Source organism: Streptacidiphilus melanogenes, assembly GCF_000787835.1.
Classification (GTDB): Bacteria; Actinomycetota; Actinomycetes; order Streptomycetales; family Streptomycetaceae; genus Streptacidiphilus; species Streptacidiphilus melanogenes.
Genome location: NZ_BBPP01000006.1, coordinates 167,723 through 191,509, shown reverse-complemented (window position 1 = coordinate 191,509; position 23,787 = coordinate 167,723). Strand labels below are relative to the sequence as shown.

The 23,787-nt window shown below is 74.2% G+C and carries 20 protein-coding genes and 1 pseudogene; 12 read left to right on the top strand and 9 right to left on the bottom strand.

The annotated features are described in order from the left end of the window. Positions 1-111: 111 nt before the first annotated feature. Genes TR49_RS09570 through TR49_RS09550 form a run of 5 tightly spaced genes read right to left on the bottom strand, consistent with a single transcriptional unit; the run spans position 112 to position 7,825 of the window. Positions 112-2,418, bottom strand: a complete 2,307-nt coding sequence (locus TR49_RS09570) for a lantibiotic dehydratase (protein WP_042379394.1) — start codon at positions 2,416-2,418, stop codon at positions 112-114. Positions 2,419-2,449: 31 nt separating this feature from the next. Further along, positions 2,450-2,704 (bottom strand): phosphopantetheine-binding protein, encoded by a 255-nt coding sequence (locus TR49_RS09565; RefSeq protein WP_042379392.1) that lies wholly within the window; start codon positions 2,702-2,704, stop codon positions 2,450-2,452. Positions 2,705-2,760: 56 nt separating this feature from the next. Then, positions 2,761-3,747 (bottom strand): threonine ammonia-lyase, encoded by a 987-nt coding sequence (locus TR49_RS09560; protein WP_042379391.1) that lies wholly within the window; start codon positions 3,745-3,747, stop codon positions 2,761-2,763. Beyond that, a complete protein-coding gene (locus TR49_RS41290) occupies positions 3,744-5,459 on the bottom strand; it encodes an amino acid adenylation domain-containing protein (protein WP_042379388.1) in 1,716 nt (571 codons plus the stop codon). The genes TR49_RS09560 and TR49_RS41290 overlap by 4 nt, the downstream gene beginning before the upstream one ends. Continuing rightward, positions 5,459-7,825, bottom strand: coding sequence for a lantibiotic dehydratase (locus TR49_RS09550; protein WP_042379385.1), 2,367 nt, complete (start codon positions 7,823-7,825; stop codon positions 5,459-5,461). Before TR49_RS09550 ends, TR49_RS41290 begins: the two co-directional genes overlap by 1 nt. A 258-nt stretch (positions 7,826-8,083) precedes the next feature. Here TR49_RS09550 and TR49_RS09545 point away from each other — a divergent pair, with 258 nt between their 5' ends. From TR49_RS09545 to TR49_RS39800, 6 genes are all read left to right on the top strand, one after another. After that, positions 8,084-8,296, top strand: a complete 213-nt coding sequence (locus TR49_RS09545) for an MbtH family protein (protein WP_042379383.1) — start codon at positions 8,084-8,086, stop codon at positions 8,294-8,296. 133 nt (positions 8,297-8,429) lie between these two features. Then, positions 8,430-8,954 carry a pyridoxamine 5'-phosphate oxidase family protein gene (locus TR49_RS09540; RefSeq protein ID WP_042379381.1) on the top strand — a complete coding sequence of 175 codons (525 nt, stop codon included), beginning with the start codon at positions 8,430-8,432 and terminating at the stop codon, positions 8,952-8,954. Positions 8,955-9,068: 114 nt separating this feature from the next. After that, positions 9,069-9,527: an SPW repeat protein gene (locus TR49_RS09535; protein WP_174501559.1), complete on the top strand. Its 459-nt coding sequence runs from the start codon at positions 9,069-9,071 to the stop codon at positions 9,525-9,527. 151 nt (positions 9,528-9,678) lie between these two features. Continuing rightward, positions 9,679-10,755 carry an ABC transporter ATP-binding protein gene (locus tag TR49_RS09530; protein ID WP_084724725.1) on the top strand — a complete coding sequence of 359 codons (1,077 nt, stop codon included), beginning with the start codon at positions 9,679-9,681 and terminating at the stop codon, positions 10,753-10,755. Continuing rightward, positions 10,755-11,651: an ABC transporter permease gene (locus TR49_RS09525; RefSeq protein WP_052434148.1), complete on the top strand. Its 897-nt coding sequence runs from the start codon at positions 10,755-10,757 to the stop codon at positions 11,649-11,651. Before TR49_RS09530 ends, TR49_RS09525 begins: the two co-directional genes overlap by 1 nt. Before the next feature lie 128 nt (positions 11,652-11,779). After that, positions 11,780-12,511 (top strand): DUF4232 domain-containing protein, encoded by a 732-nt coding sequence (locus TR49_RS39800; protein ID WP_052434147.1) that lies wholly within the window; start codon positions 11,780-11,782, stop codon positions 12,509-12,511. 58 nt (positions 12,512-12,569) lie between these two features. On the opposite strand, the gene TR49_RS09515 is transcribed toward TR49_RS39800, so the two are convergent. Further along, positions 12,570-13,964 carry an MFS transporter gene (locus TR49_RS09515; RefSeq protein WP_236653285.1) on the bottom strand — a complete coding sequence of 465 codons (1,395 nt, stop codon included), beginning with the start codon at positions 13,962-13,964 and terminating at the stop codon, positions 12,570-12,572. Between the two features lie 168 nt (positions 13,965-14,132). On the opposite strand from TR49_RS09515, the gene TR49_RS09510 reads away from it, so the two are divergent. From TR49_RS09510 to TR49_RS46650, 4 genes and pseudogenes are all read left to right on the top strand, one after another. Continuing rightward, positions 14,133-15,194: a helix-turn-helix domain-containing protein gene (locus tag TR49_RS09510; RefSeq protein WP_063770061.1), complete on the top strand. Its 1,062-nt coding sequence runs from the start codon at positions 14,133-14,135 to the stop codon at positions 15,192-15,194. Beyond that, entirely contained in the window at positions 15,139-16,227 is a 1,089-nt protein-coding gene (locus TR49_RS09505; protein ID WP_052434146.1) for an ADP-ribosylglycohydrolase family protein, read from the top strand. Before TR49_RS09510 ends, TR49_RS09505 begins: the two co-directional genes overlap by 56 nt. A 281-nt stretch (positions 16,228-16,508) precedes the next feature. Then, positions 16,509-16,979: pseudogene (locus TR49_RS42580) on the top strand (HD domain-containing protein); the annotation flags it as partial. Next, positions 16,965-17,417: a DUF6508 domain-containing protein gene (locus TR49_RS46650; protein WP_369405303.1), complete on the top strand. Its 453-nt coding sequence runs from the start codon at positions 16,965-16,967 to the stop codon at positions 17,415-17,417. The pseudogene TR49_RS42580 and the gene TR49_RS46650, both read left to right, overlap by 15 nt. Before the next feature lie 78 nt (positions 17,418-17,495). Here the strand turns inward: TR49_RS46650 and TR49_RS09495 are convergent, their stop codons facing one another. Together TR49_RS09495 and TR49_RS09490 are read right to left on the bottom strand one after the other, a co-directional pair. Next, positions 17,496-17,993 carry a macro domain-containing protein gene (locus TR49_RS09495; protein ID WP_042379375.1) on the bottom strand — a complete coding sequence of 166 codons (498 nt, stop codon included), beginning with the start codon at positions 17,991-17,993 and terminating at the stop codon, positions 17,496-17,498. Between the two features lie 54 nt (positions 17,994-18,047). Continuing rightward, positions 18,048-18,809, bottom strand: coding sequence for a MerR family transcriptional regulator (locus TR49_RS09490; protein WP_042379374.1), 762 nt, complete (start codon positions 18,807-18,809; stop codon positions 18,048-18,050). 145 nt (positions 18,810-18,954) lie between these two features. Between TR49_RS09490 and TR49_RS09485 the strand changes: the two genes are divergently transcribed. Continuing rightward, positions 18,955-20,058, top strand: a complete 1,104-nt coding sequence (locus tag TR49_RS09485; protein ID WP_042379372.1) for an LLM class flavin-dependent oxidoreductase — start codon at positions 18,955-18,957, stop codon at positions 20,056-20,058. Between the two features lie 29 nt (positions 20,059-20,087). Continuing rightward, the gene (locus tag TR49_RS09480) at positions 20,088-20,711 is read left to right on the top strand and encodes an FMN reductase (protein ID WP_042379369.1); all 624 of its coding nucleotides are present in this window, start codon (positions 20,088-20,090) and stop codon (positions 20,709-20,711) included. A gap of 40 nt (positions 20,712-20,751) precedes the next feature. On the opposite strand, the gene TR49_RS39795 is transcribed toward TR49_RS09480, so the two are convergent. Continuing rightward, complete coding sequence (locus TR49_RS39795; protein ID WP_084724724.1) at positions 20,752-23,097, bottom strand: serine/threonine-protein kinase; 2,346 nt, start codon at positions 23,095-23,097, stop codon at positions 20,752-20,754. Positions 23,098-23,787 lie beyond the last annotated feature (690 nt).

Below are 23,787 nucleotides of genomic sequence, written 5' to 3'. Positions count from 1 at the left end.
GCCCTGCTACAGCGGGACCATCCGCACGCCGGTGGCTTGTCGCGCAGTCCCCCGCGCCCCTGGAAGCCCTGCAACTGACCGCTGCAGGAAACACCGCGTCAGCCGTAACCGTTAGGCCTCACCTCCGTCGACCTGCCGCTCGTCCACCGCGACAAAGCGGAGTTCGCTGGTGTAGGTCCGGCCCGTGTCGTCCGGCAGCCAGGTCTGCTCGGGGGTGGGCAGCATCTCGCTGATCACCACCCGCCCGTCAGGGTCCTTGCGGGCCAGGCGTCGCATCGCCTTGGCCAGGACGGTGACGTACACGGGGCTGTCGAAGTCCACGTAGAAGGGGCGGGACTCGGTCGGTGAGACGACGAAGACGAAGCGGGGGAGGCCCTGCTGCTCGCGCCACCGGCGGGCGCGGACGAAGCGCCGGCGTTCGTCCTTCTCCTCGGGGAAGCCGAGGTCCGACGCGCGCAGGCGCCACGTCTCGCGGGCGACGACCAACCGGTCGACGGTGACGCGCGGGGTGTGCTCCGCCTCGGGCAGGATCTGGAACAGGTCCATCGCCAGCGTGGTGAGCACGTGGGCGAAGACGTCGACGGCCGGGAACTCGACCCCGTCCGGCAGGACGACCCGGAGGGTGCCGTCCCGTTCCACCACGGCCACGTCGGCGCTCAGCAGGGTGCGCGGATCGGCCGGGTCGCCGGTCTGGTCGACCAGGGCGACCTGGTAGTCCTCGGGCCGCCGCAGCGCGTACTTGACCCGAGCGGAGAGCCGCGAGCGGTGCTCCTTGGGGAGCAGCGGAGTGAGCCGCGGCCCGGGGTGGTCCCGGTCGGTCAGCGCCGACAGCTCGGCGGGATTGGCGTGCTGGTGGACGAAGAGCGACGCGCCGAGCGTGTTGGAGGCCAGGTGCAGCTCGCCGAGGACGAGCTGGAACTCGCCGCGCTCGATCGCCTCCGCGCCCCCGGCCGCGATCATCACGTCCGGGCTCAGGTAGCGCGCGGCGGTCCAGCCCGGCCCGTCCTCGACGGCGAACCGCTCCGCGACGGCTGCCGCGACCTCCGTCAGCCCGCGGTCGACCCGGCGCGCCCCGGGCTCGGGGCCAAGGATCGCCCGCCAGTGCTCCTGGAACTGCTGTTGGAGCCGCTGCGCCGCCTCGCGGGCGTCGCCGTGCAGGATCGGCATGCAGGCGAACCAGAACGACGCCAGGTCCACCGGCCCCTGCGCGGCGAGCCTCGCGTGCACGCCGTTGGCCGCCTCCATCACCTCCGCCGCCAGCCGGGCGGTGAGCCACCCGGCCGCCGTGAACAGCGGCTCCAGCGAGGCGGCCAGCACCCCGGCGACCTCGCCGCCGATCCGGGCCGTCGCGGCGCGACGGCAGTCGGAGTAGACCAGCGCCCGGCAGGGCGCCGTTCCGGCCGACTTCTCCCGCACCGCGGCGGTCTCGGTCAGCTCGACGAACTCCCGCTCCAGCAGGGACATCGCGGCCACGACCTGGTCCGCTCCCTGCGCGGCGCGCACCCGTTCGCGTCCGCGTTCCAGCAACGCGAGCCCGTGCAGTCCGCGTTCGCGCAGCCCGACGTCGCCGACGGTGTCGAGCCAGGCGCGCAGCCATTGTTCGGGCCGGGTGGCGGCCGGGACCTCCAGGCGCCATACCGCCCAACGGCGGCGCACGAGTTGGTCCAGCAGCGCCGGGACGTCCAGCCCGGGCAGCTCCTCGGCGAGCCGGCGGGCCGTGCGGACGCCGTCGCAGCGGGCCAGTACGGCCGTCAGCTCGGCGCCCGCCTGCTGCGGCGGGCGGCCCGGCACGATCACCCGGTCGCCGTCGGGGCGGACGAAGGGCACCCGCCTGGGCGCCGTCCACTCCCCCGCGGCCGGGTCGGCGGCGAGGCTCGCGGCGAGCGCGTCCACCGCCCAACCGGCGAAGTACAGTTCGGTCGCGGCGACCAGACCCTCGCCCGGGTCGACGCGGACGCCCGCACCGGCCTCGGGATCGAACCGGCCCCAGCCGACGGGCCCGAAGAAGCCGATGGTGTCGTTCTTGACGCAGAAGCGCTGCCAGTAGTGCGCGACCAGCTCCTCGCGCTGACGCGGCATGCTGGTGCGTCCGGCGGCGGTCGGGGTCCAGTTGAGGAACGGCTTGATGCCGGAGTCGAGCACGGGCCGGTTCTGCCACGCCACGGCCTCGCGGAAGGCGGGGGTGCGCGCGATGTCCTGCAGCGTGTGCGCGGTCGCGACGGCGGCCTCGTCGAACCCCTCGGCGAAGGCGTCCCAGTCGGGGCCGGTCAGGGCGTCCGTGGGGCCGAACTTGTCGGCCGCCTCGGCCAGGCCGGCGGGCGCCAGGCGCAGCACCCCCTCGGCCGGGAACCCCGGGCCGCGCAGGGCGAACTGCTCCCACAGCCGCCAGCGGCCGCCGGGCAGACGGATCTCGGTCACCTCGGGTCTCCTCCTCCCTTCCGCCGTCCGGTCAGGCCTGAACGAGGTCTGCTTCGACGACCTCCGCCAGCTCGCCCGGGCACGGGTAGGCGAAGACCAGCGCGACGGGGATCTCGGCGCCCAGCGCCTCCTGGAGCCGGCTGGTGATCTGGAAGGCGGTGAGCGAGTCCCCGCCGTTCTCGAAGAAGTCGCTGTCCTGGTCCAGGCCGGAGACTCCGAGGGCGTCCTGGTAGACGGAGACGACCAGGTCGACGATGCTGGTGGCGGAGGCGGTGGTGACGGTCATGGCTACTGCTCCTTGGACGAGTTGGGACGAGCGAGAGAGAGCGTGACGCGGGGCGGTCACGCGGGCAGGACGGGTGCGAGCCGCGTGGCGCGGGCGGCCGCCGCCCGCAGCGCCGCGGGTGTGTTGCCGCCGGAGACGACGGCGACGGCGTGCTCCGCGCCGCGGTGCCGCAGCGCTCCCGCGACGGCGACCGCCCCGCTGGGCTCCGCCTCGACGCCGTGGGCGGCGAGCAGGGCGACCGCGGCGAGGATCTCCGCGTCGGTGACCTCGACGACGGCGTCGACGCGGTCGCGGACGATCGGGTAGGTGACCACGCCCGGCTGCTGGCCGCGCAGTCCGTCCGCGACGGTGTCGCTGGGCGGCAGCCGCAGCGGCTGTCCGGCGGCGAGCGAGCGGGCGTAGCGGGGTGTGGTGGCGGGCTCCACGCCGACCACCCGCACGGGGCGGTTCCACGCCGCGAGGCAGACCCCGGCCAGCAGCCCGCCGCCGCCCGCCGGCACGTAGACGGTCTCCACCCCGGGCGCGTCGGCCAGGATCTCCCGGCCCACGGTGCCCTGCCCGGCGACGACCAGCGGGTGGTCGGAGGAGGGGATCAGCACCGCGCCCGTCTGTACGGCCAACTCCCGTGCCCGTTCTTCGCGTTCCGCGACTCCGCCGGCCACCGGGAGGGTCCGCGCGCCGAGCGCCCGGATCAGGGCGGCCTTGTCCGGGTTGGCGCCCGCGGCCATCACGACCGTGAGCTCGACGCCGAGGTCCTGGGCGAGCCGGGCCAGAGCGATGCCGTGGTTGCCCGAGGAGCCCGTGACGACGGTCCGTGCGCCGAGTGCCAGCACCGCGTTGGTCGCGCCGCGCAGCTTGAACGAGCCGCTGTGCTGGAGGTGTTCGGCCTTCAGCCGCAGGCCCGGCAGGAACGGCAGCAGGGGGGTGCGGCGGGCGCGGTCGACGAGCCGGACGGCCGCGTGCTCCACCTCGACGGGGTCGACGAGTCCGGGCCTGGGCAGCAGTCCGGGCCGGGGCAGGGCGAGCAGGGTGTCGGCGGTCATCGGGCCGCTCCCGTCTGCGCGAGCGCGGTGCGGTCGGTCTTGCCGCCGCGCGTGGTGGGCAGCGTGGTCAGCCGCACGAAGCGGCGCGGCATCAGGTGCGGCGGCAGTGTCCGAGCCAGGTGGAGCCGCAGCGCCGGGTCGGACGTGCCGTCCAACTCGCCGGTGACGTGCGCCACCAGGAAGACCCGGCCCTGCGCGTCCGTGTCCGAGATGACGACCGCCCCCGTGACGGCGTCATGGGACAGCAGCGCGCCCTCGATCTCGGCCGGGTCCACCCGGTAGCCGCGGATCTTGATCTGCCGGTCGCCGCGCCCGAGGTAGGACAGTCCCTCGGGACCGAGCCGGGCCAGATCGCCGGTCCGGTACAGCCGCGCCCCGGGTGGGCCCAGCGGGTCCGGTACGAAACGCTCGGCGGTGCGGCCGGGCCGGTCGCGGTAGCCGCGGGCGACGCCCGCACCGCCGATGTACACCTCGCCCGTCCGGCCGTGGCGGACCGGCACGAGGGACTCGTCCAGGAGCCGCACCACGACGCCGTCGAGCGGGGTGCCGACGATGTCGGCCTCCGTCGCCGGCTCGGCGGGCACGGCGTAGCGGGTGGAGGTCATCGTGCACTCGGTCGGCCCGTACTGGTTGACCAGCCGACCGCGGACCAACGCCCGCCCACCGGCCGTCAGATACGGACGCAGCGACTCACCGCTGGAGACCACCAGCCCGACGCCGTCGAGCAGTTCGGTGGCGTCCGGGCGTCCGGCGAGGTGCGAGAGGAACGACGGGGTCACGCTCAGCAGCGTGTTGACGCCGTGCCGCCGCACCGCCGCACCGAAGGACTCCGGCCGCAGCACGTCGCCGCGCGGCAGCAGCACCAGCCGCCCGCCGGCCAGCAGCGGCGCGAACGTGTCCCGGATGGAGGCGTCGTAGCCCAGCGGCGCGACCTGGAGGGCCACGGTGTCAGGGCCCAGCCCGTAGTCGCGCACGACGAACCGGAGGTAGTTGTCCAAGCCGCCGTGTTCGACGAGCACGGCGCTCGGCTCACCGGTGGTCCCCGAGGTGTGGCTGACATACGCCAGCCCGCTCGGCTCGACCCGCACGGCGGCCTCGGCGTCCGCGAAGGGCACCGCAGGGTCGGTGTGCGCCCGGCGCGGCGCGGCGACCGATGGCCCGGACGCCGCCTGCGACGTGCCCGACCGGATCGGCGCGGGCGGCTGCGCCGGCAGGCTCGCCCCCGGCGGAGCGCAGGGCTCAGCCGGGTCGGCGTGACCCGGGCCTGCGGCGGTCGCCGACGGTCCAGGTATCTCCGACGGCCCGGACGGCCGCGGCGGCGTGCTCGCCTCCCGGGGAAGCAGCACCGTCGGTCCGGGGATCGGCAGCCCCAGCCGGGCGACCAGCTCGGGCTCGGCCGCCAGCAGCAGCTCCGCGCCGCCGCTGCGGACCAGCGCGGCCAGCCGCGCCGGCGGCTGCTCGACATCCAGCGTGAGGAACGCCGCCCCGGCGCGCAGCACGGCGGCCATGGCCACCACCGCGTCCGGGCCGCGCTCCACGGCCACCGCGCAGACGCGTTCCGGCCCGGCCCCCGCCGCACGCAGCAGGCGTGCGGCGGCGTCGATCCGGTCGGCGAGCTCGCCGTAGGTCGTGTCCGCGTCCGACGTGGTCAGCGCCACCCGGCCCGGGTCCGCGGCGGCGTGCGCCGCGATCTCGTCGACGAAGGTGCGCATCACGACGCGCCGTCCCGAACGCCAGGGGCCGTCTGGTCCACGGCCACGAAGCGCAGCTCGCTGGTGTAGGCCAGGCCCTCGTCGTCGGTCAGCCAGGCCTGCTCCGGTGTGGGCAGCATCTCGCTGACCTTCAGCCGGGCGTCCGGGTCCTTGCGGGCCAGCCGGCGTGCCGCCTTCGCCAGGATGGTGAGGTAGACGGGGCTGTCGAAGTCGACGTAGAAGGGCCGCGGCTCGGCCGGCGAGACGACGAAGACGAAGCGCGGCAGCTCGCGCTCACGCTGCCAGTGCCGGGCCCTGACGTAGCGTCCGGCCTCGGTCTTCTCCTCGGCGAAGGCCAGCTCGGTGACGGGGATCTGCCAGGTCTCGCGGGCCACCACGACCTTGTCCACGGTGATCCGGGGCGTGTGGTCGCCCTCCGGGTGGATCGTGAACCGGTCCATCACCTTCTGGGTCAGGGTGTTGGCGTACGCGTCCAGCAGCGGGAAGCGCGTGCCGTCCGGCAGCACGACCTGCAGGCGGCCGTCCTCGCCCTCGGCGACCTCCACGTCGGCGCTGAGCGCCGTGTGCGGCCGGTAGGGGTCGCCGGTCTGGTCGACCAGCGCCACCACGTGGTCCTCGGGACGGTCCAGCGACGGGCGGCTGCGCGCCGACCACTTGATCGGCAGCTCCTTGGCCAGCATCGGCAGCAGGCGCGGGCCCGCGAAGTCCCGCGAGGTCTCCGCGATCAGCTCGTCGCGGTCGGGGTGCTGGTGGACGAAGAGCGAGGCGCCCATCGTGTTGAGCGCGCAGTGCATCTCGCCGAGCACCAGCTCGAACTCGCCGCGCGCCACCGCCTCGGCGTTCTCGGCCAGCACCAGGAGGTCCGGGCTGAAGTAGCGGGCCAGCGACCAGCCGGCGCCCGGCTCGCCGAACTCCTCCGCCACCCGCTCGGCCAGCTCCGCCGAGCTCAGCCGCACCCGGCGCACGCCCTCCGGAATCTCCAGGATGCGGGCCCACTTGGCGCGCAGTTCCGCCTGTATGGCGGTGATGTCGGCCTTGGACATCGGGTGCGGCGAGGGCAGGCACTCCAGCCACAGGGAGCCGAGGTCGACCGTCCGGCGGCCGTCGGGCTCGCGCAGCCGCTGCCAGGCCCGCAGCCGCTGCCAGGCCTCGCGGAGGCGGCCCTCCATCACCTCGGCGAAGCGGTTGGTCATCCACCGGGCCGCCGTCAGGCACAGCTCCAGCGGGGCGAGTTCGTCCAGCAGCGCGGTGCCCAGCGTCGCCGTCGCAGCGCGGCGTGAGTCGCTGTAGACCAGGCCGCGGCAGGGCGCGGTCCGTTCGCCCTTGGCGCGCTGCGCCGCGGTCGCGGTCAGCTCGGCGAAGTCCTCCTCCAGCGCCGCCACGGCGGCCGTCAGCGCGTCCGCGTCCATGCCGGCGGCCTGCACGGCGTCGCGGCCGCGCTCCAGCACGTCCAGCTTGGCCAGCGCCCGCTCCCGCGGACCGGCGTCGCCGACCCGCTCCAGCACGGCGCGCAGCGCCTGCTCGGGGTAGGTGCTCGCGGGGACGTCCACCTGCCAGCGCACCCAGCGCTTGCGGGCCAGTCGGCGCACCGCGTCGAGCACCGCCTCCGGGCTCTCGCCAAGCGACCCGGCGATCACCGCGGCGGTGCGGGTGCCGTCGCAGAGCTCCAGCACATCCCGGTCCAGCTCGGGGATCTGCTGCGGCGGGCGGCCGGGCACCCGGACCGTGCTGTCCACGACGCGGACGAAGGAGATCCGGTAGGGCGGCATCCAGGCCATCAGCTCCGGGTCCTCGCCCAGCGACTTCGCCAGCGCGTCGATGCCCCAACTGGCGAAGTACACGCGGGAGGCGGCTAGGAACCCCTGACCGGGCGCGCCGGGCGCGACCTCGATCCCGCGGGTGGAGAGGTCCCAGCGCCCCCAGCCGACCGGGCCGAAGAAGCCGATGGTGTCGTTCTTGACGCAGAAGCGCTGCCAGTAGTGCGCGACCAGTTCCTCGCGCTGGCGCGGCATGCTGGTGCGGCTCGCGGCGGTCGGGGTCCAGTTCAGGAACGGGGCGATTCCGGTGCGCAGCACGGCCGGGTTCTGCCAGGCCACGGCGGCGCGGAAGCGCGGTGTGGCGGCGATGGTCTGCAGCCGGCGGGCCGTCTCGACCGCGGCCACGTCGACGGCGGTGGTGAACTCGTCCCAGTCGGGGCCGGTCAGGGCGTCCCCGGGGCCGAACTTGTCCGCCGCCTCGGCCAGTCCGGCCGGGGCCATCCGTAGCACGCCCTCGGCGGGGAAGCCGGGGCCGCGCAGCGCGAAGTGCTCCCACAGCCGCCACCTCCCACCGGGCAGCAGCACGTTCTCGGGGTCGTCCGACGGCATGGCGGGACTCCTTCCATGGGTGCGGTGAGGGTCGGGGCGGCCGGTCCACCCGGCCCGCCGCGGTTGGTCCGCCGCGGCCGGATCCGGCCTTCAAGCACCCTGCCGTCGCCGCGCACCCCGGCGACAGAGAAGAACCGGCAGTCACGACCGCGACGCCGGCCGCGTGTTCGCCCCTGTCCGCGCCCGCCCGTTCCCGGGCACGCTGGGCCCGTCGCCGCGGCGACCGTTCATCGACCCGACCGGGGAGGAGCCCAGCGCATGACCACCGTTCAGGAACCCGAGTACCTCGTCGTCCACAACGACGAGGAGCAGTACTCCATCTGGCGCGCCGACCGCGAGCTGCCCGCCGGCTGGCACGCGGAGGGCACCAAGGGCCCGCGCCAGTCCTGCCTCGACCACATCGACCAGGTCTGGACGGACATGCGCCCCCTCAGCCTGCGTCGGCGCATGCTCGCCTCCGAGTCCGCCTGACGGCCGGGCGGGTGATGTCGTGACGGGCCGCGGATGGCGCGGGGGCGTGGCCGGACCACGGTGGGAGGGTGGGAGGCGACTCGGGGCGGCCCGTCGTCAGGGGCCGCCATGTCTCCCGGAGAGGTGATCGACGATGGCCGGCAGGGAACCCGTCGAGGTGGCCAACCTCGACCGCTACGGCAATCCGCCCCTGGCCTGGAGCCGGGCACAGGACGCGCTCATCGCCGCCATGCCCAGCCCCGCCGTCACGTCCTTCCTGGGGACGGTGCGTCCGGACGGCCGGCCCAGCGCGGCCGGCGTCGGCGCGGTCTGGCGCGACGAGGGGCTGTACTTCACCAGCGGTCCCGGGGCGCGCAAGGCGCGCAACCTCGCGCGGAACCCGATGTGCACCTTCTCGGTGCGGCTCGGCGGGATCGACGTCGTGGCCGAGGGCGAGGCCGCGCGCGTGACCGACCCGGAGACCCTGGAGCTGATCGCGGCGGTCTACGCAGGGGCGGGGTGGCCCGCCGAGGTCGAGGGTGACGGCTTCACCGCGCCGTTCAATGCGCCCAGCGCCGGTCCTCCGCCGTGGCATCTGTACCGGATGCGGGTCCGCACCGTCTTCGGCGTCGCGACCGAGGAGCCCTACGGCGCGACGCGGTGGCGTTTCGAGGACTGAAACGGGTCGCCGGTGGGCGTTGACCTTGGTGGGTCGAAGGAGGATAAAAGGAGCATAAGGGACTCCGGGGTCCGTCCCGGAGCCCGGTTCGAGTTTTCGAAGAAGGCGAAAACCGTGGCTGATCTCTTCCACCGCCAATCGGACATGGCGGGACACCCGGATCTCGCGGAGATGCGCGAGCGCTACGCGCGCATCGAGTCGGCGCGAGGCGCGACCGCGTTGGACGGCCTGGTGCTGCTCACCGGCCTCTACACCGCGATCTCGCCCTGGGTGGTGCACTTCAACTTCACCAACCCCAACCTTCGGACCAACAACCTGCTCCTGGGCATCACCCTGGCCGTGATCGGGATGGCCCTGGCCCTCGCGCCGGAGCGGATGTACCGGATGAGCGGCGTCGTCGCCGTGATCGGGGTCTGGATGATCATCTCGCCGTGGGTGGTGACCGTGGGCCACACGGCGACGGCGGGGATCATCTGGAACAACGTGTTGATCGGCGCCGTGTGCTGCCTGCTCGGGCTCGCCGCCCTGGGCATGGTGCGCCAGACCACCCGCGCCCCGGCCGCGGGCGGATAGCCCGGTCCGTGCGTTCCGCCGGTTCGGCGGCCCACCCGTCACGGGTGGGCCGCCTCTCGCTTTCCCCCGGGTGGTGCCACGGTCGTGCCGCGCCGGACCGGAGGGAGCATTCTGGAGGGCGAGGGCGCGCTTCCGCTCAGGATGTGAGGGCATGACCGCATCGCAGCGCCGCGAAACCGCGACCGAGACGGCGACCGAGGCCGAGACAGCGACCGGGACCGAGAGGGTGACCGAGACCGAGACGGTGATCTGGACGGAGGGGCTGACCAAGGTCTACCCGCGCTCGTCCGTCCCCGCCGTGGACGGGCTGGATCTGGCGGTGGGCCGGGGCGAGCTCTTCGGACTGCTCGGCCCGAACGGCGCGGGGAAGACCACCACCGTCGGCATGCTCACCACCCGCGTCGTCCCGACCGGCGGCCGGGCGCTGATCGGCGGGATCGACGTCGTCGCCCGGCCGACACTGGTCAAGCAGCTGATCGCGGTGGTGACGCAGCAGAACACCCTGGACCGGTCGCTGACCGTGCGGGAGAACCTCTACTTCCACGGCCTGCTGTTCGGCATGACGTCCCGGCGCGCCCGGTCCGCGGCGGACGCGCTGCTCGAACGCTTCCGTCTGGCCGGCCACGCGGACGACCCGGTCTTCGTGCTCTCGGGCGGGATGGCCCAGCGGCTCATGGTCGCCAGGGCGATCCTGCACCGGCCCGCGGTGCTCTTCCTGGACGAGCCGACGGCCGGACTCGACCCGCAGAGCCGGCTCGCCCTGTGGGAGGTGCTGGCCGAGCTGGTGGCCGAGCGGCAGACGATCCTGCTCACCACCCACAACATGGAGGAGGCGGACCGCCTCTGCGACCGCGTCGCCATCATCGACCACGGCCGGATCCTGGCCCTGGACACCCCGACGGCGCTCAAGCGCGGCATCGAGGCCGACGCCCAGGTGACGGTCCAGCTCGCCGGAACGGGCCCCGAGGCCGCGGCGGGCACGGCGACGACAGCCGACGGGCGGGGCGACGCCCTGGCGGCGCTGCTGGCGCGCACCGTGCCCGGCGTGGTGCGCACCCGGGTCGCCGACGGCCGGGTGGAGCTGCAGGTCAACGGCGGTGACCGGCTGCTGCCGCGGGTGCTCGCGGCCGCCGAGTCCGGCGGCTTCGACATCGCTGACCTGTCCGTGGCCGAGACGACCCTGGAGACCGTCTTCATCCGACTCACCGGCAAGGAGCTGCGGGACTGATGAGCACCGACACCTTTGCGGTGACCAGCGCGGGCGACGGCCCGTCGGTCGCGGTGATCCAGCCCCCGCGTTCGAGCGGTGCGGCGAGCCGGGCCGCGCTGCGGGCGCTGATCCGACGCGACCTGACCGTGCTGCGCAAGAACTTCTGGGAGTTCGTCGGCCGCACGCTGATGCAGCCGCTGCTGCTCGTCTTCGTCTTCCTCTACGTCTTCCCGACGATCGGCCAGGGCGTCGGCGGAGCGGGCGGCCGGGCCGGGGAGTCGGACTTCGCCACCGTGCTGGTGCCGGGCGTGGTGGCGATCTCGATCATGTTCCAGGGCATTCAGTCGGTGGCCATCCAGCTCTCGCAGGAGTTCGGCTACACCCGCGAGATCGAGGACCGGGTGCAGGCGCCGTGTCCGATCTGGCTCGTCGCGGTCGCCCGCGTGCTGTCGGGCGCGACGCAGGCGCTGATCTCCGCGCTCATCGTCTTCCCGATCGCCGCGGTCGTCCACGCGCCCGGCGTGCACGCGCACCTGACCGTGCACTGGTGGATCGTGGTCACCCTGATCCCGCTGGCCTGCGTGGCGATGACCTCCCTCGGGCTGGTGCTCGGAACCACCTTCGAACCACGCAACATCGGCCTGATGTTCGGCTTCGTGGTGCTGCCCCTGGTCTTCCTGGGCGGGACCTACTACCAGTGGACCCGGCTGGGCGCGGTGAGCGTCGACGGCTTCCACTGGCTCCAGGTGCTGGTCCTGGTCAACCCGCTCATCTACATCGCCGAGGGCATGCGCGCCGGCCTGACGAACGCGGCCCACATGCCGCTCGTGGTCGTCTACCCGGTGCTGATCGCCTTCCTGGCGCTCTTCCTCGGCGTCGGCCTGCGCAACTTCCGTCGCCGGGTGCTGTCGTGAGGCCCGTGCGGGAGGCGTCGCGGGACCGATCGTGCCACGGTTCGCGCAACGATTCGGTGGCGCGGCCGGAACGTGGCTGTGACGTGGGCGCCGCAACCCGGGGCGGGACGGGAACCGTCCATCCGGGCATGAAGAGCATCTCCGCATTCGGCATACTCGCGGCCTCGGCCCTCTGTCTCACGCTCTCCGCCTGCAGCAGCGGAGCCGGCTCCACGGGCTCGGCGGGCGCGCCCACCACCTCCGTCTCAGCCGGCGCGAACGGCTCGACCGGCGCGACGGGTTCCACCGGGACCGGCGGGTCGACCGGTTCGACGGCCGGATCCGCCACGGGCGGGACCGCGGGCGGCGCCACCACCGGCGGCACCGGCACCAGCGGGGGCAGCACGGGCGGCTCCGGCGGCTCGACGGGTGGCGGTCTCGCGGCTTGCACCGGCTCGCAGGTCACCGTCGGCGTCGGCCAGGGCGGCGCTGCCACCGGCCACCTGGAGGTGCCCCTCCTCTTCACCAACATCAGCGGCACGTCCTGCACCCTCTACGGCTACGCCGGGGTCGCCGGGCTCGACGCCAACGGCAAGCAGGCCGTCCAGGCCACCCGCACCCTGCGCGGCTTCACCGGCGGCCTGGCCCAGGGCGCGACCGCGCCCTCCACCATCACCGTCCCCGCCCACGGCCGGGCCTCCGCCCTGCTGGAGTGGACCGACGTGCCCGAGGGCAACGCCACCTCCTGCCCGACCTACACCAGCGTCCTGGTCACCCCGCCCGGCACCAAGACCTCCACCCGCATCGCCTCGATCCAGCCCACCGCCTGCACCCTCCAGATCCACCCGGTCGTCTCCGGCACCACCGGCGACCAGCAGTGACCCACCCGCGCCGGATGCCGACCCGCGCCGGATCCCGGCGGGCCGCCCTGCGCGGACGTCAGGGCGATCCCGGCGCGGTGGGTTCGCCCGTGGCGGGATCCGCCTCCGGGAGGGCGGCCGCGGCGTGTTCCGCGGCTGCCCCGACTGCGGGGGTCTGCTCCGGCGTCGGACGCTCGGGGCCGGCGTGCGGCAGCCGGCGGACCGACCGGAGGGTGAGCGGGAGCAGCGCGAACGCCATGGACGCCAGGCCTGAGACCGCCGTCGCCGTGTGGGGCCCGAACGCGGCGGAGGCCGGTCCCACCGACAACTGGCCGACGGGGATCGCGATGTAGGAGAAGAGGTCGTCGTACGCGGCGACCCGGGACAGCAGACGCTGCGGCACGTGCTCCTGCAGCGAGGTGTCCCAGCCGATCGACGCGACGGCCGAACCCAGCCCGGCGACGAACGCGGTGGCGAGCAGCCACGGCAGCGGCAGCCGCACCCCGAGCGCCACCAGCGGCAACCCGAGCAGCACGCTCATCAGTTGGCTGAACGCCAGGAGCCGTTTCACGTGCAGCCGGTAGAGAATGCTGCTCATCAGCAGCATGCCCGCGCCGCGCACGCTCAGCAGCAGGCCCCACGTCGCGGCCGAGCCCGCCCGTGCGGTGAGCTCCGGTCCGAGGATCTGCCAGGTGCCGGTCTGCACCAGGTTCACCCCGCAGAAGGCGAGCGTCACCGGCCAGAGCCAGGCCGTGCCGCGGAACGCGGCCCAGCCCTCGCGCAGGTCGCGCACGAGGTGCCGCCGTGCGGTTCCGGCCGGGTCCGGAGCGGCTACCGGCCCTCCTCCGGGCCCCGGCGGACCCGGCGGACCGAGCAGACCCGGCGGACTCGACGGGAGACGCCACAGGCAGCCGGCGGCGAGGAGGTAGCTCAGCGCATCCAGCGCGATCGCCGCGCCGCCGCCCGTCGCCACGACGAGGACGCCGGACACGCTCGGGCCGAGCACCCTGCTGCCGTTGCGGACCGTCCCGAGCAGCGCGTTCGCGCGCTGGATCTGGTCGGGCGGGACGAGCTCCGGGACCAGGCCGCGCAGCGCCGGTGTCGTGAACGCCGAGAGCAGCCCGCCGAGCAGCTCCAGGCCCGCGATCGTGCCCAGCGTGTAGTGGCCGGTCAGCAACAGCGCGGCGACCGCGCCCTGGGTCAGTGCCGCGCCGAGGTTGGACACGACCAGCACGGCCCGTCGCGGCAACCGGTCGGCGACCGCGCCGCCGATCAGCAGGAAGCCGAGCAGCGGCAGCATCCGCGCGGCCAGCACGATGCCGAGGTCGCCGGCGTGGCCCGAAGCGTCGAGCACGGCGAAGGCCAGCGCCACCGGCGCCATCGAGCTGCCGAGGAGGGAGACGGTCTGTCCGGCGAAGAACCAGCGGAAGCCCGCCCGACGCAGCGGGGAGGCCGAGGTGGGTGGAGTGAGCACCGGCCACACCCTGCCCGCCTCGCCGGGGCGGCACTAATCTTTCGCCTACGGCCGAAAGTTCCGCCGAAGTCCGAGCGCTCGCCGATGGGCGAAGGCGGGCTGCGGAGCGGGGCGAAGCGGAACGACGAGGGCGCGAGGGTGCGCGGGAGCGAGAGGAGGGCAGCGCACGTGGTGCTGTTGCGCCTGGACTCGCTCGCGCTGTCACGCTCGCGGTTCGCGCTCTCGCCCGCCGCCGAGACGCTGGGCGCGCTGATGGCGCTGTCGCGCCCGTGCGTCGATCCGTGGCTCGCCCCCTGGCACGCCCGCCACCACGCCGCACTGCGCGCGGCCCTCGCCGCCGACCCCTTCGCCGACGGCCTGGTCCGGCTCGTCGGCTCGACGAAGTACCTGCCCGACCAGGTCTGCCTGCCGCCGACCGACGGCATGCGCACCCGCCTCGAGGACGAGCTGGCGCGGATGCGCGCAGTCCCGGACGCGGCCGTCGTCGAGAGCGTCCGGCTCGCGGTCGCGGCGAGCTGGGAGGAGCACGACGTCGCCTCCTGGCTCACCGGTCGCGACTTCGCCGCCCGCACCGCCGAGCTCTTCCGCCGGACCTGGGACGCCCACCTCGCCGAGGACTGGCCCCGCCGCCGGAGGCTGCTGGAACGCGACGTCACCTACCGCGCCGGTCTGCTGGCCGCCTACGGCTGGCCGCACGCGCTGGAACGGATGGCCCGCCGGACCGCCTGGATCGGCGCCGACGCCATCCGGTTCAGCGACCGGCCCGGCCCCGACCGCGTCGTCGGCGCCGACGGCATGCTGTTCGTCCCCTACACCGGCGTCGGAGGCGGCTCCTGGCTCTGCGAGGCGCCCGACCGCCCCTACGCGATGGTCTACCCGGCGCGCGGCCCGGGGGCCGAGCCCTCCGCCCCGGCGGACGACCGGGACCGGCGCGACCGCGCGCTGGGACGGCTCCTCGGCGTCGGCCGCGCCGCGATCCTGCGTTCGTTGGCGCGCCCCGCGACGAGCAGCGAGCTCGCGGCGGAGCTGGGTCTCTCGCTGGGCACGGTCGGCGGCCACCTCGCGGTCCTGCGCGAAGCCGAACTCGTGCTGGGGGCGCGCGTCGGACGCCGTGTGGTCTACCGTCGCACCGAGGCCGGCGAGGTGCTCGCCACGGGGACGACGGGGGAACGCCATGACGACGGAATCGAAGGGTTCGAAGGGTTCGACGGGATCGTCAGGGACGGGTAGCGCACCGGTCGCCCAGGGCGGGGACCGTGCCGAGCGGGTCCGCGGCTGCCTGCTCGGCGGCGCGCTGGGCGACGCGCTGGGCTGGCCGGTGGAGTTCCAGCGCCTGGAGAGAATCCTCGAACGCCACGGCACGGAGGGGGTGGGCTCCCTGTGGAGCCCCCGCGGCGCTCTCGCCGAGGTCACCGACGACACGCAGATGACCCTCTTCACCGCCGAGGGCCTGCTCCTGGCCGACCGGCCGACGCCGGAGTCGGTCCTGCCCGCCGTTCACGCCGCCTACCGGCGCTGGCTGCGCACGCAGTGCGAGGCCGCGCCGAAGCCGGACGCGACCGGCCTGCTCGCCGAGGCCTGGCTCTACGCCTCCCGCGCCCCGGGCAACGCGTGCCTGTCCGGACTGGAGGCACACGCCGAGCCGCCCACGTCCGTCCCCGTCCCGGCAGGCGAGCGCGGCCCGGTGAATCCCGACTCCAAGGGCTGCGGCACGGTGATGCGCTCCGCACCCTTCGGCCTGCTCGGCCTGGGCGCCGACCGGGCTTTCCAACTCGCTTCGGACTGTGCGCAGCTGACGCACGGACATCCCACGGGCTACCTCGCGGCGGGCGCCTTCGCCGCGCTCGTCGAGCGGTTGGTCGCGGGCGTCGAACCGCGGACGGCGGTCGCCGCGACGATCACCCAGACGGCGGCCTTCGCCGGCGCGGCGGAGACGGTGGCCGCGCTGGAACGGGCCGTCCGACTGGCGTCGGAGGAGCAGCCCGGCTTCGAGACCGTGGAGCGGGTCGGCCTCGGCTGGATCGCGGAGGAGTGCCTGGCGATCGGCGTGTACGCGCTGCTCGCCGCCGCCGCGGTCGGCCCCCGGCGGGCACTGACCCTGTCCGTCACCCACTCCGGCGACAGCGACTCCACGGGCGCCGTCTGCGGCAACCTCCTCGGCGCGGCCTACGGCACGGCCTCGCTCCCCACCGACTGGCGGGCCCAGGTCGAGGGCCGGGACACCCTGCTGCGGATCGCCGACGAACTCCTCGCCCACACCTGAGCCGAGTGATCGCGGGCCGCCGAGAGGCCGTGCCACCGGGGTGCAGGGCCGGCGAGCGGCGGAGCCGCCGAGCCGCCGAGCCGCCGAGCCAGGTCCGCCTCGCGCACGCCCACGCCCACGGTGGTGGCATCTCCGGGCCGGTACCGCCCCGAGGCGCCTGCATCCGTCCTGAGCAGGGCGAGAGGACTGGGCGCCGCCACCGTGTCTCCGGCCGGTTCCCGCGGGCGTCGCGCCACACTGGACGGGTAGGGGATCACCGAACCGGGAAGGGGCCGGACCAGATGCCGCAGCGCACGCCGGAGGCCGAGGATTCCGCACCGCCGCCGCTGTCCCTCGCCGAGGTCGAGGAGATCGCCCGCACCGCGCACGCGGAGCAGGTCGACAAGGCGGGCCGCCCCTACGTCGGGCACCTGGCGGAGGTCGCCGCCGGCACCGCCCGGCACGGCGGTGACGAGGCGCAGGTCGCGGCGGCCTGGCTGCACGACGCCGTCGAGGACGGCGTGCTGACGGCGGAGTGGCTGGCCGAGGCCGCGCTTCCGCAGCGCACGAAGGACATCGTTCTCGCGCTCACCCGACGCGAGGGCGAGGCCCTCGGCGACTACACCGCCCGCATCCTGGCCACGCCGGGCGCCGTCACCGTCAAGGACGCCGACCTGGCGAGCAACTCCGCCGCGCGGCGGCTCGCCCTCCTGCCCGACGCGGCGAAGCGCTCCCGCCTGACGGCGAAGTACGAGCGCATGCGCCGTCTGCTCCACCCCGACGTGCAGGCGCCACTGCCGGCCGGCGACGGCGGCGAAGGCGATCCGACGGACGCGGAGCTGCTCGCCGGCCTCGACGGCGCGTCCGACGCCTGGGGCCGCCTCAGCGAGTTCGCCTCCGGCTGGACGGTGCAGGACGCCGACGCGCGCTGGGACGACAGGCACTGGGTGTACGGCCCCCGCGTGGGCGCGGTGGCCACCTCGCTCGACGCCGTCGGCGCGGTGCGACCGGCCTACGACTGGAACGCCTTCAGCTACCCGCTCATCGCCACGGACGGCACCCTCACCCCGGCCGACGCCGTCCGCACGGCGACCTCCGTCCTCCGCGCCGAGCGCTTCGTCGCGGGCACCCTCGCCACCGCCTGGATGAACGGCCGCCTGAGCGCGGTCGTCCGCGCCCTCGTCCACTGGCACGAGACGGGCACCTCGTAGCTCCGCACCTCGTAGCTCCGCACCTCGTAGCCCCGCACCTCGCAGCGCCCTGGCAGGTCGCCCCGGGGGCGGCCCGGCTCAGTCGTGGTCGTAGACCGTGACCGCCACGCCCTGCTCCACGAGGGCATGCCGCACCAGCGGCTCGACCCGCTCCCACCGACCGCCGGCGAGACCGCAGCCGATCCGCGGCATGTGCACGGACGCGCCCAGCTCCAGCGCCTTCGGGGCGAGCGCGGCGAGCGCCTGCTCGATCGCCTCGTAGCGCACGGGCACGCCCTTGCTGCCGGTGCGGATGCCGCGCTGGCCGACCATGTTGGCGACCCAGAGCCGCGACTCGGCCCGACCGACCGGTACGAGCTGGACGGCGCCCAGCCCGAAGCCGTTCCGCGCCCGCTCCCGGTGCCACCTCCGGTACGCCGCCTCCGGCTCGGGCCAGCGCCGGGAGAGGGCCACCACGAAGCCCTTGCCCCAGCCGCCCAGGTCGTTGCAGACGTGTGCGATCACCTTGGGTCCCCTGCCCTGCGGCGCCGTCGCGTCGCCGCGCAGGTAGTGGATCCCGTCGTCCCCCGAGTTCACAGTCCTGACGTTAGCGGCCGCCACTGACACCGACCGGGCCGCTGTCGGCGTCCCTCAGTCCGCCGGGGCGGAGAGTTCCTCGGCGAGGGAGCGCTGGAAGGCGGTGACCAGGGCCTGGACCGCCAGGGGCTCGATGTGGGCGGTCAGTTCCTTCATCCGTTCCAGCCCCTCGGCGTCCGGATGGGAGGCACGGAACGGGCGCCAGACCGTGTCGCGGAAGAGGCGGTGCAGGTCGTGCGCGGTGGCGCGGCTGTGGAGGCGGACCACGGCGCGGGCGGCCACCAGGGTCTCCAGCGGGATCGGCACGTCCAGGATCCGCACGCCGAGCGGGAGCAGCCCGGGGTCGACGGGGAAGGAATCGTCCGCGGCCGCGGGGCAGGCGTCCTCGCCCGCCGCGGCTCCGGCCCCGGCGGAAGGTTGCGGGAGGATCGCGCCCATGGCCGCGAGGCGGTTGAGGTCCTCGTCGCTGAGTGGTCGGCCCGCCCGGCGTTCCAGCTGCTCGCGGGTGATCCGTTCGGCGGTCTCCGGCTGCCAGGAGGCGACTAGCGCGCGGTGCACGGCCAGGTCCAGGGAGCCGATGTCGTCCGGCAGCTGGGTGAGGTAGCGCTCGATCGCGGCCAGCGTCAGCCCCTGGCGCTGCAGCTCCTCGATCAGCTCCAGTCGGCCGAGGTGCTCGGGGCCGTAGCGGCCGACCCGGCGCGGACCCAGCTCCGGCGGCGGGAGCAGACCCTTCGCGGCGTAGAAGCGCAGCGTGCGGACCGTGATTCCGGCCCGCGCCGCCAACTCGTCAACCGTCAACCACGCCTCGTCCGCCAACCGTGCCTCCCGCCCCGCCCACCAAGCCCAGTGGGCTCAACAGTATCGCTGTCACACCCTCGGGAATGGGGGCGAGTGGCGAGATGTTGTGGAGCATGATTGAATTTTCAACAACTATGCGGCCAAGCCACGAGAGGTGAGCACGATGCAGTTCGGGATCTTGACGGTCGGTGACGTCACCCCCGACCCCACCACCGGTCGCACCCCGAGCGAGCGCGAGCGGATCAAGGCCATGGTGGCCATCGCCGAGAAGGCCGAGGAGGTCGGCCTCGACGTCTTCGCCACCGGCGAGCACCACAACCCGCCCTTCGTGCCGTCCTCCCCGACGACCATGCTGGGCTGGATCGCGGCGCGGACCGAGCGGATCATCCTCTCCACCTCGACCACCCTGATCACGACGAACGACCCGGTGAAGATCGCCGAGGACTTCGCGATGCTGCAGCACCTCGCCGACGGGCGCGTGGACGTCATGCTGGGCCGCGGCAACACCGGGCCGGTCTACCCCTGGTTCGGCAAGGACATCCGCGACGGCATCTCGCTGGCCGTCGAGAACTACGCGCTGCTGCGCCGCCTCTGGCGCGAGGACGTCGTCGACTGGGAGGGCCGGTTCCGCACGCCGCTCCAGTCCTTCACCTCGACGCCGCGCCCGCTCGACGGCGTGCCGCCCTTCGTGTGGCACGGCTCGATCCGCTCCCCGGAGATCGCCGAGCAGGCGGCGTACTACGGCGACGGCTTCTTCCACAACAACATCTTCTGGCCCAAGGACCACACCGAGCGGATGATCGATCTCTACCGCACCCGCTACGCCCACTACGGCCACGGCACCCCGGAGCAGGCGATCGTCGGCCTCGGCGGTCAGGTGTTCATGCGCCGCAACTCGAAGGACGCGGTGCGCGAGTTCCGGCCCTACTTCGACAACGCGCCCGTCTACGGGCACGGCCCGTCGCTGGAGGAGTTCACCGCGCAGACCCCGCTGACCGTCGGCACGCCCGAGCAGGTCATCGAGAAGACGCTGAGCTTCCGCGACTACGCGGGCGACTACCAGCGCCAGCTGTTCCTGGTCGACCACGCCGGACTGCCGCTGAAGACGGTGCTGGAACAGATCGACCTGCTCGGCGAGGAGGTCGTCCCGGTGCTGCGCCACGAGTTCGCGAAGAACCGGCCCGCCGACGTGCCGGACGCGCCCACCCACGCCTCGCTGCTGTCCGCCGCCGAGGTGACCGCGCAGGCGGAGCCGGCCCAGTCCTGAAGCGTCATCAAGAAGAAGAGGAGAACGTCGTGGAAGCCATCACGTTGGCCGTGGTCTCGGCGGGCCTGAGCCAGCCGTCGTCGACCCGGCTGCTGGCGGACCGCCTCGCCGAGGCGGTCGCGGACCGGCTCACTCGGGCAGGCCGTGAGGTCCGGATCGAGCACGTCGAGCTGCGCGAACTCGCCCACCCCATCGCGGACAACCTCGTGACCGGCTTCCCCGGCGAGCCGCTGCCGCACGCGATCGACACCGTGACCGGCGCCGACGCGGTGATCGCGGTCTCGCCGATCTTCTCCGCCTCCTACAGCGGCCTGTTCAAGTCCTTCTTCGACGTGCTGGAGCAGGGCGCGCTCGCCGGCAAGCCCGCCCTCCTCGGCGCGACCGGCGGCACCGCCCGCCACTCGCTCGCGCTGGACCACGCGCTGCGTCCGCTCTTCGCCTACCTGCGCGCCGCCGTCGTCCCCTCCGCCGTCTTCGCGGCGTCGGAGGACTGGGCCTCGGCGGAGCAGAACGGCTTGCGCCTGCACATCGACCGCGCGGCCGACGAGCTGGTGGCCGTCCTGCTCCAGCAGCCCGCGCGGCTCCGGCGTCCCGACGCCTTCGCGGACGTCGTGCCGTTCGAGCAGCAGCTCGCCGCGCTCAGGCTCCCGTAGGGGCTTCGGCGGGAGCCCCGGGAGCCCCGGGTGGTGCCGGTCAGCGGGCCGGCAGCGCGTACACGTGGTTGTCGTGGGCGGTGTAGAGAAGGGTGCCGTCCGTCGCGCACCACCAACCGGCGTCCTGGCTGCCGCCGTCGGTGAAGGTCCACAGCAGGTGGCCGTTGGTCCGGTCGAAGGCGGCGATCGCGTCGCCGCCCGACGCCGTCGCGACCGTGCAGAAGACGGTGTCCTGGACGACCACCAGCGGGCTGGAGTTGAGGCTCAGCTGGACCTGGGAGGACCACAGCTGGCTGCCGCTGTGGGCGTCCAGCGCGAGCATCTCGCCGAGACCCAGGGTGCAGTAGACGACGCCGTCCTTGAAGCCCGGGGAGTTGTAGCCGAGGTTTCCCTGCTTGGGGGCGGACATCCGCTTCTCGCCCTTGGCCAGCCCGTACCCGACCAGCTGCGTGCCGGAGAGGTAGAGCGTGTCCCCGCCCAGCAGCGGCATCGACGGATCAGGGAAGTTGGGCAGCCCGTAGTCCTGCGACCACAACTGGGTGCCGGTCGTGGTGTCGCGCACCACCACGTTGTTGTTGTCGTTCGTGTAGACCAGGTACTTCGCGGTCGCGAAACCCAGCACGTTCTGCCCGTCACCGGGCTTCACGTTGCGCCGCTGCTCCCACAGCAGCTTGCGCTGGTGCACGTCGATCGCGACGACCAGCTGCTCCGGGTTGTCGGTGACGACCACGTTGCCCTTGCCGTCCACCGGGTACTTCTCGGCGACGATGAAGGCGGCCTGGTCGTTGATGCCCAGCAGCTGGTGCAGGCTGTACTGCGCGGGGGCACGGACGGCCCACTTCTGGCCGCCGCTGCTCGGGTCCAGGCCGACGATCGTCTCCGTGGCGTTGCTCGGCAACGTCACCACGAACCCGCCGCCGAGGCCGAACGGCGACTGCTGGAAGAGGTCCGGCAGTGCCGGACCGGTCCACTGCTTGGCCCCCGACCGCGCGTCCAGCGCCACCAGGCTCTCGTCGGCGACCAGCAGGCGGTTCCCGAGCACCACCGGCGGCGAGTCGACCTTCTGGTTGGCCTGGTACGTCCAGATCGGGGTGGGCGCGACGCCCGGCGGCCGCGTGGGCTGCGCCGTAGGAGTGCCGGAGGCGGCGTCGGAGCCGGTGTGCGTGCGCTTGGGGGAGGGCTTCTTACCGGACATGGCGAGCGCGACCCCGCCCCCGGCCGCCACCACGGCCACCGCGCCGACCGCGCCGTAGAGCACCTTGCGCCGCGACGGCGAGACGGGCGACGGCGTGGACGGCACGGGCGTGGGTGCGGCGTTCGGACCGGGCGGCGGGGTCGCTCCGGTACCCGCTGCTCCGATGCCCGCCGTACTGGTCCCGAGAACGACCGTGCCGTCCCCCGCGGTCCCGTTCCCGCTGCCGAGGACCACCGTCCCGTGGTCCTGTGTCGCGCCCGTCCGCGGGTCGACGGGCGGCGCGACCGGTGCCGGTGTCTCCAACTCCATGACGCGGGCCGCGTGCTGGGCGATGCCCGAGGCGACCTGCGCGGGCAGCCAGCCACCCTGCAGCAGCGCGGCCGCGCCGTCGGGGGCCAGCATCCGCACCAGCTGCGCGGGCGTCGGTCGCGCCGCGGGGTCCTTCGCCAGGCAGGCGCTGATGGCCTCGCGCAGCGACTCCGGCACCAGGTCCAGCTCCGCGGGCTCGTGCACGACGCGGTACAGCAGCGACGCCGCGGACTCCTGTCCGAACGGACCGTGTCCCGTCGCGGCGAACGCCAGGACCGACCCGAGTGAGAAGACGTCGCCCTCCGGCCCGACCTTCTTGCCCGAGGCCTGCTCGGGCGACATGAATCCGGGAGAGCCCACGACGACACCGGTGCTGGTCAGCGCGACGCCCGCGCCGTCCAGCGCCCGGGCGATGCCGAAGTCGATGACGCGCGGCCCGTCGGCCGCCAGCAGCACGTTCGACGGCTTCAGGTCACGGTGGATCAGCCCCGCGCCGTGGATCGCGCGCAGCGCCTCCGCGAGGACGGCGCCGAGGGCGCGCACGGTGTGCTCGGGCATCGGCCCGTAGCTCGCGACGGCCTCGGTGAGGGACGGCCCGAGGACGTAGGCAGTGGCCAGCCACGGCGTCGCGGAGTCCCGGTCCGCGTCCACGACCGGCGCGGTGTACGCGCCGTCGACGCTCTGCGCGGCGGCGACCTCGCGCCGGAAGCGGTCGCGGAAGTCGGGGTTGTCGGCGAGGTCCGCGCGGACCACCTTCACCGCGACGGTCCTTCCGCCCGCGCTCCGCGCGAGGTACACCCGCCCCATCCCGCCGGCCCCGAGCCGCGCGACGAGTCTGTACGGGCCGATGGTTGCAGGATCGTCAGCTTCGAGCGGCTGCATAGCGGGTCCCCCGTCGAGTCTTCATGGCTACGTCCGGCGCAGAGTCTAGGCCGCGCGGATCACACGCCGAGCACCGGGAAGTTGCGCCCCGCCCGTCACCCACCCCGCCCGGGCGGAACCCGAGGTGGCCCACCGTCAGCCCCCACCCGACACCCCTACGAGCCGAATCCCGCCCGCAAGGCCCCGCCCCAGCCCCCCGCGCCCGCGGCTTCGGGCCGCGTGGCCGGCTCGGCCTCGGGCTGCGGCGCCGTCCTTGGCGTTCGGCATTGGCCTCGCGTGCTGGCCTGATCCGGGGCTTCTGCCCGCGGCCTGGGGCGGGGAGCCCGCTTGGGCCCCAGGCTGCGCCGTCCTTGGCGTTCGGCATTGGCCTCGCATCCTGGCCTAAGCCTGGGCTCCTGGCCTCGGCCTGGGCCCAGCCTCGGTCCGGGCGACCGGCCTCGGCCTCGAACCCGGCTTCTGTCCGGGCCGGCTTCGGCCCCGCGTCCGGCCCTGGCCCTGGCGTCCGGCTTGGGCCGCTTCGCGGTCCTCGCGCTGCGCGGTCTCCGCCTGCGGGGGATGGGCTCGGGGCGGGAGCGAACCTGCGCCGCTGTGGCTGTCAGTGTCCGAGGGCGGCTTCCGTGCCGCCAGGCGCGCGCGACCGCCCGCAGGCGGGGGGCCGCGTTCAGGCGTGGCGGTGGGGAAAGCCCCCCC